This is a genomic window from Sphingomonas sp., assembly GCF_036677245.1.
GTDB lineage: Bacteria > Pseudomonadota > Alphaproteobacteria > Sphingomonadales > Sphingomonadaceae > Allosphingosinicella.
The window spans coordinates 48,317-58,734 of sequence record NZ_JAKFCG010000050.1 but is presented as its reverse complement, the minus strand read 5'-3'; the positions used below and the strand labels follow the sequence as shown (position 1 = coordinate 58,734).

11 protein-coding genes are annotated in these 10,418 nt (G+C 67.4%); 4 read left to right on the top strand and 7 right to left on the bottom strand.

Features of this window, described 5'->3' with window-relative positions:
- Positions 1-693: RcnB family protein (locus V6M48_RS05605; RefSeq protein WP_332811542.1), on the top strand; the 693-nt coding region annotated here is incomplete at its 5' end.
- A gap of 211 nt (positions 694-904) precedes the next feature.
- Here V6M48_RS05605 and V6M48_RS05600 read toward each other — a convergent pair.
- Entirely contained in the window at positions 905-2,485 is a 1,581-nt protein-coding gene (locus tag V6M48_RS05600) for a lysine--tRNA ligase (protein WP_332811541.1), read from the bottom strand.
- Positions 2,486-2,523: 38 nt separating this feature from the next.
- Between V6M48_RS05600 and V6M48_RS05595 the strand changes: the two genes are divergently transcribed.
- Together V6M48_RS05595 and V6M48_RS05590 are read left to right on the top strand one after the other, a co-directional pair.
- Positions 2,524-5,268, top strand: coding sequence for an ATP-dependent DNA helicase (locus V6M48_RS05595; protein WP_332811540.1), 2,745 nt, complete (start codon positions 2,524-2,526; stop codon positions 5,266-5,268).
- A gap of 9 nt (positions 5,269-5,277) precedes the next feature.
- Positions 5,278-5,814: a SixA phosphatase family protein gene (locus V6M48_RS05590; RefSeq protein ID WP_332811539.1), complete on the top strand. Its 537-nt coding sequence runs from the start codon at positions 5,278-5,280 to the stop codon at positions 5,812-5,814.
- Positions 5,815-5,847: 33 nt separating this feature from the next.
- Here V6M48_RS05590 and V6M48_RS05585 read toward each other — a convergent pair whose 3' ends face one another.
- The 5 genes from V6M48_RS05585 to rpmF all read right to left on the bottom strand — a co-directional run bounded on the left by V6M48_RS05585 (position 5,848) and on the right by rpmF (position 8,930).
- Positions 5,848-6,219 (bottom strand): MerR family transcriptional regulator, encoded by a 372-nt coding sequence (locus tag V6M48_RS05585; RefSeq protein ID WP_332811538.1) that lies wholly within the window; start codon positions 6,217-6,219, stop codon positions 5,848-5,850.
- A gap of 10 nt (positions 6,220-6,229) precedes the next feature.
- Positions 6,230-6,553 carry an integration host factor subunit alpha gene (locus V6M48_RS05580; protein WP_332811537.1) on the bottom strand — a complete coding sequence of 108 codons (324 nt, stop codon included), beginning with the start codon at positions 6,551-6,553 and terminating at the stop codon, positions 6,230-6,232.
- 148 nt (positions 6,554-6,701) lie between these two features.
- A complete protein-coding gene (locus V6M48_RS05575) occupies positions 6,702-7,682 on the bottom strand; it encodes a beta-ketoacyl-ACP synthase III (RefSeq protein WP_332811536.1) in 981 nt (326 codons plus the stop codon).
- Positions 7,679-8,728 (bottom strand): phosphate acyltransferase PlsX, encoded by a 1,050-nt coding sequence (gene plsX, locus V6M48_RS05570; RefSeq protein WP_332811535.1) that lies wholly within the window; start codon positions 8,726-8,728, stop codon positions 7,679-7,681. Before plsX ends, V6M48_RS05575 begins: the two co-directional genes overlap by 4 nt.
- Before the next feature lie 22 nt (positions 8,729-8,750).
- Positions 8,751-8,930, bottom strand: coding sequence for a 50S ribosomal protein L32 (gene rpmF / locus V6M48_RS05565; protein WP_332811534.1), 180 nt, complete (start codon positions 8,928-8,930; stop codon positions 8,751-8,753).
- A gap of 222 nt (positions 8,931-9,152) precedes the next feature.
- Between rpmF and V6M48_RS05560 the strand changes: the two genes are divergently transcribed.
- The gene (locus V6M48_RS05560) at positions 9,153-9,608 is read left to right on the top strand and encodes an MAPEG family protein (RefSeq protein ID WP_332811533.1); all 456 of its coding nucleotides are present in this window, start codon (positions 9,153-9,155) and stop codon (positions 9,606-9,608) included.
- 9 nt (positions 9,609-9,617) lie between these two features.
- Here V6M48_RS05560 and V6M48_RS05555 read toward each other — a convergent pair whose 3' ends face one another.
- Positions 9,618-10,280: an MBL fold metallo-hydrolase gene (locus V6M48_RS05555; RefSeq protein ID WP_332811532.1), complete on the bottom strand. Its 663-nt coding sequence runs from the start codon at positions 10,278-10,280 to the stop codon at positions 9,618-9,620.
- Positions 10,281-10,418: the final 138 nt, after the last annotated feature.

Here is a 10,418-nt window from a genome sequence, read left to right as displayed (position 1 = left end):
CAGAGCGCCGACCGTCAGCTCCACCGCGCCGAGCGGCAGGTTCAGCGCGCCGACCGGCAGGTCCAGCGCGTCGATCGGCAGGCGCAACGCACCGCTCGCGGCAACGAAGCCGCGGTGATGCGCACCCAGCGCTCGACGAGTGACGCCGGCTGGCAGCAAAGGGCGGAGCGCCAGACCACGCGTAGCGTCGCCGCGACGCCGAGCCGGGTCGAGGTGGCGCAGCGCTCGGCCCAATCGGATGGCCGCCGCGACGGCAGCAGCCAGTGGAGCGGCCGCAGCCGCGACGGCAACAGCCAGTGGAGCGGCCGTAGCCGCGATGGCAACAGCCAATGGAGCGGCCGCAGCCGCGACGGCAATTGGGACCGCAACCGCAGCCGCGGCAGCAATTGGAACCGCGATTGGCGGAACGATCGCCGCTACGACTGGCAGCGCTACCGTTATGCCAATCGGTCGATCTACCGGCCCGGCCGCTATTACTCGCCGTACCGCGGGCACAGCTACAGCCGCTTCTCGATCGGCTTCGGCCTCCAGCCGTTGTTCTATTCGTCGCGTTACTGGATCAGCGATCCGTGGCAGTACCGCCTGCCGGCCGCCTATGACGGCACGCGCTGGGTGCGTTACTACGACGACGTCCTGCTGGTCGATCTCTACACCGGCGAAGTCGTCGACGTGATCTACGACTTCTTCTGGTAAGGCGCGCCAGCGCACGAACCAGGGGGCCCGGGGCTTCGCTCCGGGCCCTTTTTTTGCGCCGCTCGCGCGGAGCCGACGTTACGCTTCGAGCGCCTGCGCGATCAGCTTGCTGCTGTTGTCGATGTCGGGTAATTCGGGGACACAATACCTAATTCAAGCAGCGGCTTTGCTGGAACGGCCCTCGTGAAATAGGTATTGTGTCCCCGGAATTTTACGCCTTGAGCGCCTGCGCGATCAGCTTGCGGCTGTTGTCGATGCCGTAGAGCGCGATGAAGCTGCCCATACGCGGGCCCTGGCTGGTCCCGAGCAGGGTCTCGTAGAGCGCCTTGAACCAGTCGCGCAGATTCTCGAAGCCCGCGCTCTTGCCGACTTCATAGACTTCACTCTGGATCGCTTCCGGGTCGGCATCCGGGCCGAGCGCGGCAAGCCGGGCATCGAGCGCGCGCAGTGCCGCGGCCTCGGTCTCAGTGGGCGCGCGGCGCTGGAGCGAGTCCTTCACGAAATCGCGGAAGTAAGCGAGCGCATGGCCGATCAGAGCGTCGAGCTCCGGATGGGTCGCGGGCGAAGCATCGGGCGCGTAGCGGCGCACGAACCCCCAGAGCAATTCCTTGTCATCGGACGAGGCGACTGCGACGAGGTTGAGCAGCAAAGCGAAATTGAGCGGCATGCGCGCCGGCGGAATCTCGCCACGATGGACGTGGTGAACCGGATTGCCGAGTCTCTTGTCCCACGGCTGGTCCGGATATTGGGCGAGGAACTGGTGATATTCGTCGACCGCCTTGGGGATGATGCCGAAGCTCAATTGCTTCGCCTTCCTCGGCTCGCGGTAGATGTAGAAGGCGAGGCTCTCCTGCGGCGCGTAGGTCAGCCACTGCTCGATGGTGAGGCCGTTGCCCTTAGACTTGGAGATCTTCTCGCCATTCTCGTCGAGGAACATCTCGTAATTGAAGCCTTCGGGCGGGCGGCCGCCGAGGATGCGGGCGATCTTCGAGCTTTGCACGACCGAATCGATCAGATCCTTGCCCGACATTTCGTAATCGACGCCGAGCGCGACCCAGCGCAGCGCCCAATCGACCTTCCACTGCAGCTTGGCGCCGCCGCCGAGCGCCGACTGCTCGACCGCCTCGTTGCTCGCCGGATCGGTGTAGCGGATCAGGCCGGCCTGCGCATCGACCACCGTCACCGGCACCTGCAGCACCTTGCCCGTGATCGGGCTGATCGGAAGCACCGGCGAATAGGTCAGGCGGCGTTCCTCGCGCAACGTCGGCAGCATCACGTCCATGATCGCATCGTAGCGCTCGAGCACGAGCTTCAGCGTCTCGTCGAAGCGGCCCGATCCGTAGCAGTCGCTCGACGCCATGAATTCGTAATCGAAGCCGAACGCATCCAGGAACTGGCGGAGCAGCGCATTGTTGTGGTCGGCATAGCTTTTGTGGCCGCAGCCGAACGGGTCGGGCACCTTGGAGAGCGGCTGATCGAGATGCTCGTGCATCATGTCCTGGTGCGGCACGTTGGGGGGGATCTTGCGCATCCCGTCCATGTCGTCGGAAAAAGCGATCAGCCGGGTAGGCCAATCGACCATCTCGCTCAGCGCGTGGCGCACCATCAACGTCCGCGCCACCTCCTGGAAGGTGCCGAGGTGCGGAAGCCCGCTCGGCCCATAGCCGGTCTCGAATATGATGCCTTTCGCGCCGGGCCCGTCCGGATAGCGCTTGAGCAGCTTGCGCGCTTCCTCATACGGCCATGCCTTGGCCACCAGAGCGGCCTCGCGCAGCGCCTCGATCGTGGTCAACTGTTGCCCTTTCGTTCCGCCTGGTCCAGGTGATGCGGATGGCGGTGTCTTTGCCTTATCCTTCGCTCTACGCAACCCATGCCGGCACATGGCTGGCCGATCCCGACGGGCAGGTGCGCGCGCTCGGCCGGGGCGAGGCGATCGCGCTTGCCGCCGATTCGCCGACGATCATGCTGAATGCGCCTCTGGTCGGGCAAAGGCTCGGTTATCCGGAGCTGTCGGGGCTCGACCTGCTCGAGCTGTTCGCGTTCGTCCATCCCGCCCGCTTCGCGGTGCCGACGCCGAAGGGGCTCGCGCATGCGCTGGGGCTTGCCGCGCCCGAGAGCGATGCCGCGGCCGCCGCCTTCCTGCGCGAGGCGGCGGCGCATCTGCTGGCCACGCTCGAAGGCGATTGGCCCGAGCGCGAGGGCGCATGGACGTCAGCGCGCGCGCTGCAGCGCCTGCGCTGGCCGTGGGCCGGCGCGGTCGGCATCCGCCTGAAGGCGCCGGCGCGCGACGAGCGTTGGCTGTTCTCGCGGCTGCCTGAATGGGAAGAGACGCCGCCGCGCGCACAGCCGCGGCCGGTGCGCATCGCCGAAGAGGAAGCGATCGACCGTCTCGCCCGCCTGACCGGATCGGGTGCCGAGGCGCGCGAGGGCCAGCGCCTCTATACCGCCGCGGCGGCAGGCGTGTTCGCGCCGCGCGTCGCCGAGGACCGGCCCAATCTGCTGCTCGCCGAAGCCGGCACCGGCATCGGCAAGACCCTGGGCTATCTCGCGCCCGCCTCATTGTGGGCGGAGAAAGCCGACGGCGCCGTCTGGGTGTCGACCTACACCAAGGCGCTGCAGCGCCAGCTCGACCGCGAGAGCAGCCGCATATTCCCCGATCCGGCGCAGCGCCGCGAGAAAGTGGTCGTTCGCAAGGGCCGTGAGAATTACCTCTGCCTGCTCAACCTCGAGGATGCTCTGCAGGGCGGCTTTTCCGGCCGTGCCGCGATTCTCGCGCAACTCGTCGCGCGGTGGGCGGCCTTCACCCGCGACGGCGACATGGTCGGCGGCGACATGCCCGGCTGGCTGTCGAGCCTGTTCCGCCGCGCCGGCTCGACCGCGCTCAGCGATCGGCGCGGCGAATGCGTCTACGCCGGCTGCGCGCATTACCGGAAGTGCTTCATCGAACGTTCGACCCGCGCCAGCGCGGGTGCAGACATCGTCATCGCCAATCATGCGCTGGTGATGATCAACGCCGCGCGCGGGCAGGACGGCGGGCGCGCAGGCCAGGCGGCGGTGCCGACGCGGATCGTGTTCGACGAAGGGCATCATTTGTTCGACGCGGCCGATTCGACCTTCGCCGCTGCCTTCACCGGCCAGGAGACGATCGAGCTGCGGCGCTGGATCGTCGGGCCCGATTCGAAGGCGCGCGGGCGTCGGCGCGGGCTCGCCGCGAGGTTGAGCGACGTCGTCTCCTACGACGAGGGCGGAGCGCTTGCGCTCGAGGCTTCGGTCGCGGCGGCGGCGCTGCTGCCGGGCGATGGCTGGCTGCAGCGGATCGCCGAGGGCCTGCCGCTGGGGCCGGTCGAGAAGCTGTTCGCGCAGGTGCGCGGCACCGTCTACGCGCGCGCCTCGGCGCAGGATGCCGGCTATGGGCTCGAAACCGAAATGGCCGAGCTCGACGGCGCGATCGTCGAAGCGGCGGCGCCTGCGCTCGAAGCGCTCGAAGCTTTGTTCCGGCCGCTGACGGCGCTCGGCAAAAGGCTCGAGGCGGTGCTCGACGATGCGCCCGACTGGCTCGACGGTCAGGCCCGCGCGCGGATCGAAGGGGCGATCGCGGGGCTCGGCTGGCGCGCGCAGACGCTCTCGGCGTGGATCGCGCTCGTCGCCCGGCTCGGCGGACCCGCCGACCGCGATTTCGTCGACTGGCTTGCAGTCGAGCGGGTCGACGGTCGCGAATATGACATCGGACTTCACCGCCGCTGGCTCGACCCCACCCGACCGCTCGCCGAAACCGTGCTCAAGCCCGCGCATGCGGTGCTCGTCACCTCGGCGACCTTGAAGGGCTTCGAGAGCTGGGATGCGGCCGAGGCGCGCACCGGCGCGGCGCACGGGCTCTCGGCCAGCCATTTCGTCGGCGAAAGCCCGTTCGATTATGCCGCGAACAGCGAGGTGCTGATCGTCACCGACATCGCGCGCGGCAACATCCCCCAGCTCGCGGCGGCCTATGCGCGGCTGATCGAGGCGTCGGACGGCGGCACATTGGGGCTGTTCAGCGCGATCCAGCGGCTGAAGGCGGTGCATGCACGGATCGCGGATCGCCTCGCCCGCGCCGGCTTGCCCTTGTTCGCCCAGCATGTCGACCCGATCGACACCGGCACCCTGGTCGACATCTTCCGGGACGACCCGCACGCCTCGCTGCTCGGCACCGACGCGCTTCGCGACGGCGTCGACGTTCCCGGTCATTCGCTGCGCATGGTGGTGATGGAGGGCGTGCCGTGGCCGCGCCCGACCGTGCTTCACGCCGCCCGCCGCGCGGCGGGCGGCGGCACCGCCTATGACGATCGAGTCGTCCGCGCACGGCTCGCGCAGGCGTTCGGCCGGCTGATCCGCCGCCAGGGCGACCGCGGCCTGTTCGTCCTGCTCTCCGCCGCCACGCCGTCGCGCCTGCTCAACGCTTTTCCGCCCGGCGTCGCGATAAGCCGCGTGCCGCTCGGCGAAGCGGTGGCGCGGGTCCGTTCCTCGCTCTCACTTACCGCCGCGCCGCCGCAGCACGCCGACCAGGCGATCCTTTCCGGCCCGCCGCTCATTTCCTAAGAAGCGTCGATGAAAAGCCTCACCCTGCTTCGCCATGCCAAATCCTCGTGGGGCGACCCGGCGCTTGACGACTTCGACCGGCCGCTGAACGGACGCGGGCAGCGCGCCGCGCGGGCGATCGGACGCGCGATACGCGGGCACGGGCTGCGCTTCGATCGCGCGCTTGCCTCGCCGGCGGCGCGGATCCGCGAGACGCTCGACAATGTCGCGAAGAGCTACGGCACGATCGACACACACTTCGACCAGCGCATCTACCTTGCCTCACCGGAGGCCTTGATCAAGCTCGTCCGCGACACCCCCGACACCGTCCAAAACCTGCTGATCGTCGGCCACAGCCCCGGCCTGCCGATGCTCGCGCATCGGCTTACGCGCGACGATGCCGGCGGCTTGCGTGCGAAGCTCGGGGAAAAATACCCGACCGCGGCGTTCGCCGAGATCGCCCTGCCGGTCGAGCATTGGCGCGACGTCGCCGACGGCATCGGCACGCTCATACGCTTCATCCGCCCGCGCGATCTCGATCCCGCGTTGGGGCCTGAGCGGGATTGAAGTGAAAGCCTCCCATGCCGGGAGGATCTTAGCTCAAAATCGGTCGCTCTCGAGCGCGCTGGCCAGCTGGGCGCGCAACGCGCGCAATTCCTCGACCGGGAAGCGGCGCGGCTCTCCGCCATCGTCCGGGCTCGCCGGCTGCTCGGCGCTGCCCTCGCCGCCGGCGAGCAATTGCTGGACGCCGCGAATGGTGTAGCCGTCGTGATCGAGCAGGCGATGGATGCGGTGCGCGAGCGCGACGTCGGCCGGGCGGTAATAGCGGCGGTTGCCGGCGCGCTGCAGCGGTCGCAGCTGCGGGAAACGAGTCTCCCAATAGCGCAGGATATGCTGGGGAATGGCCAGTTCTTCGGCGAGCTCCCCGATGGTCTTGAAGGCCTGGTCGCTTTTCCGTGGAGCTTCCGCCATGGCCGCGGCCTCAGCCGCCGTCGACGATCCGCTCGCGCATCAATTGGCTTGCGCGGAAGGTGAGCACCCGTCGCGGCGCGATCGGGACCTCGACGCCGGTCTTGGGGTTGCGGCCGACTCGTTCGCCCTTGTCGCGCAGGATGAAGCTTCCGAAACCGGAAATCTTCACATTCTGGCCGTCCGAAAGCGCCGCGCACATATAGTGGAGGATACGTTCGACGATGTTCGCCGACTCGGCGCGGGACAGGCCGATTTCCTGGTGCACGACATCGGCCAGATCGGCCCGTGTCAGCGTACCGGCATCCGGCTTCCTCATCGTACCTGCGTCCGCCATTGTGTCTTGCTCCCCCCCGAAGATGCGTAAAGTGATAATATAGCTTGGACTTAAGTGCAAATGGCCTTTGAGTCGCTCCCGAAACGGGCGCCTGCCAGGCTTCGCCGGCCGTCCTGCCGAGTGGGGATCCTGTTGCCGCGCCCCGGGTTTAAAAACGGATAACGGCCGCGCCCCAGGTGAACCCCCCGCCCATCGCCTCGAGCACGATCAGATCGTCCTGCTTGATGCGGCCGTCGCGCACCGCCACGTCGAGCGCGAGCGGCACCGAGGCTGCCGACGTATTGGCATGCTGGTCGACCGTCACGATCACCCGCTCCGGCGCGAGGCTGAGCTTCTTCGCGGTGGCATCGAGGATGCGCTTGTTGGCCTGGTGGGGGACCACCCAGTCGACCTCTTCGACCTTGTGGCCGGCGGCATCGAGGACCTCGGTCAGCACGTTGGCGAGATTGACGACCGCGTGACGGAACACCTCGCGTCCCTTCATCCGCAGCTTGCCGACCGTGCCGGTGGTCGATGGCCCGCCGTCGACGAACAGCAGATCGTTGTGGCGACCGTCGGCGTGGAGCTTGGTGGCGAGGATGCCGCGGTCGCTGGTGTCGCGCGCCTCGAGCACGACCGCGCCGGCGCCGTCGCCGAACAGGACGCAGGTCGCGCGGTCCTCCCAATCGAGGATGCGGCTGAACGTCTCGGAGCCGATCACCAGCGCGTAATCGGCCATCCCGCCCTTGAGCATGTTGTCGGCGACGGACAAGGCATAGAGGAAACCGGTGCACACCGCCTGCACGTCGAACGCGATGCAATCGTCGATGCCGAGCGCGGTCTGCACCCGGGTCGCGCTGGACGGGAAGGTCTGGTCGGGGGTGGCGGTGGCGAGCACGATCAAGCCGATCTTGTCGGCATCCACGCCGGCCGCTTCGAGCGCGCGTTGCGCGGCGGCGGTCGCCATCGTCGCGGTCGTCTCGCCATCGCCCGCGATATGGCGGGCGGTGATGCCGGTGCGCTCGACGATCCATTCGTCCGACGTCTCGACGCCGCGCGACGCCAGATCGGCGTTGGTCACCCGGCATGAAGGCAACGCCGATCCGGTTCCGACGACCACCGAGCGCCGGCTCTTTTCGGACGGGCTCATTTGGCGGCCGCAACGGTGATGTTGTGCGCCGAGAATTCGTCGAGGTCGTTGGCGATCTTGCGCGTCAGATCCTCGCGCACCATCCGCGCGGCGACTCGGATCGCATTGGCGACTCCGATCTCGTCGGCGCTGCCGTGGCTTTTGACGACGATGCCGTTGAGCCCGAGGAAGACCGCGCCATTGTGGTTGTTGGGATCGAGGTGGACCTTGAGCATGTGCAGCGCCGGGCGCGACAGCATGAAGCCCGCCTTGGAACGCAGGCTGCTGGTGAAGGCCCGCCGGAGCAGATCGGTCACGAAGCGCGCGGTCCCTTCGGCGGTCTTGAGCGCGATGTTGCCGGAAAAGCCGTCGGTGACGACGACGTCGACATCGCCGCGCGAGATCTTGTCGCCTTCGGTGAAGCCGTCGAAGCGCATCGGCAGGAAGTCGGCGTCGCGCAGGATCGCCGCGGCATCCTTGAGCGTGTCGGTGCCCTTGAGCTCTTCGGTGCCGATGTTGAGCAATTTGACCCGCGGCAGCGGCAAATCGAGCACGACGCGCGCATAAGCTGCGCCCATCAGCGCGAACTGGACGAGATTCTGCGTGTTCGATTCGGTGTTCGCACCGAGGTCGAGCATCACCAGATCATTGTCGCCAAGCGTCGGCAACAACGCCGCGAGTGCTGGCCGGTCGATCCCCGGCATCGTGCGCAGCGCGAGCTTGGCCATCGCCATCATCGCACCGGTATTCCCGGCCGAGAGCGCAGCATCGGCCGCACCGCTTTTGACCGAGCCGATCGCGCGGCCCATCGAGCTCGTCTTGGCGCGGCGCAGCGCCTGGCTCGGCTTCTCGCTGCCGGCGATGACGTCGTCGCCGTGGACGATCTCGACCACCGCGCTCATATCAGGATATTTGGCAAGCTCGACGCGGATCTGCGCTTCGTCGCCGAACAGGGTGAAGCAAATGTCCGACCGCCGCCGATAGGCGCGCGCGGCGCCCGCAACAATGACCGCCGGGCCTGTATCGCCACCCATCGCGTCGATTGCGATTCGTGGCGGATTGCCCACCGCTGTCGCCTCCTGTCTTGCCCTACGCTTCGACGACGCGGATTTCACGCCCGTTATAATGGCCACAAGCCACGCACAGGTTGTGCGGGAGGTGGAGCTCGCCGCAATTCGAGCATTCCTGGTAATTGACCGGCTTCAGCGCATGGTGGCTGCGCCGCATGTTGCGCTTCGAAGGCGACGTTTTTCTTTTGGGGACAGCCATCCTGGCACCTGTTCCAATCGCTTAAAGTTCATGATGCACGAGCGGCGGCCAATTGGTCAACGACCGAAGCGGCCGCGGGCCCTCGCGGCCGAGCCCGCGCGAATGGGACCATCAAGACGAGTTCGGTAGTCCCAGAGCGCTGCCGCCTATAGCGAATTTGCCCGCGGTTGCAAGCTCCCGCTGGCCGTGCGACGTTGCGGAACCTGAGGGGGAGAGAATGACATGACGATCCTGCCGATCACCTTGACGATTGCCGGAGCGGCGGCCTTGCTCAACCTGTGGATCGCGATCCGCGTCGGGGTCCTGCGCACCCGGCACAAGATCATGATCAGCGATGGCGGCAACGATGCGCTGGCGGCGCGGATGCGCGCGCACAGCAACTTCACCGAATATACCCCGCTCTTCCTGATCCTGCTCGGCCTGATCGAGCTCGCTGTGGGCCCCGCTTTGTGGCTGTGGGCTGCCGGCATCATCTTCATCCTCGCTCGGATCGTGCACGTGTTCGGCATGGATCGCCCAGCGCCCAACGCCCTGCGCGGCGCCGGCGCGGGGCTGACGATGTTGAGCCTGCTCGTGCTCGCCGTCTACGCGATCTGGATCACTTATGGCGAGCAGAGGCGCAATCCGATGACCTATGCCGCGCAGGATGCGGCGGTTTCGGTAGCCGACACCGACTAGCTCCGATGATCAGGCGCGGGCCAGCACCGCGTCTGCGACGAACGGATTGGTGCGCCGTTCGGTGCCGAAATCGCTCATCGGTCCGTGACCCGGCACGAAGGCGGTCTCGTCGCCGAGCGGCCACAGCCTGGTGGTGATCGCATCGATCAGCTGCTGGTGATTGCCGAGCGGGAAATCGGTACGCCCGATCGAACCCCGGAACAGCACGTCGCCGACGATCGCGAGCTTCGAGCCCGGATGGTGGAAGATGACGTGGCCGGGCGTGTGGCCCGGGCAGTGATAGACGTCGAGGCTGAGCTCGCCGACCGTCACCTTGTCTTTATTGTCGAGCCAGCGATCGGGCTCGAACGGCTCGCCGCTTATGCCGTAGTTGCGGCCATCTTCGGCAAGGCGCGCGATCCAGAAACGATCGGCTTGGTGCGGTCCTTCGATCTTGACCCCAAGCTCGCGCGCGAGAATCCCGGCCGCGCCGCAATGGTCGATATGGCCGTGGGTGAGCAGGATCTTCTCGATCGACACATTGTGGCTCGCCGCGGCGGCCTTGAGCCGATCGAGATCGCCGCCGGGATCGATCAACGCGCCCTTCATCGTCGCGGTGCACCACAGCAGGGTGCAATTCTGTTGGAGCGGCGTGACCGGAACGATCGCCGCCTGCAATGCGGATTCTGCCATGCTCGGCAGATGGCCGGGTCCGATCGCCCGCGCAAGTCGGACGCTCGATTCCGAACCCGCAAGCGGCGCGACCAATTACCGCCTTGTGAAGCCCGACGCCCAGCGGCTAAGCGGAGCGCCGACCTTGGGGGCACGGGA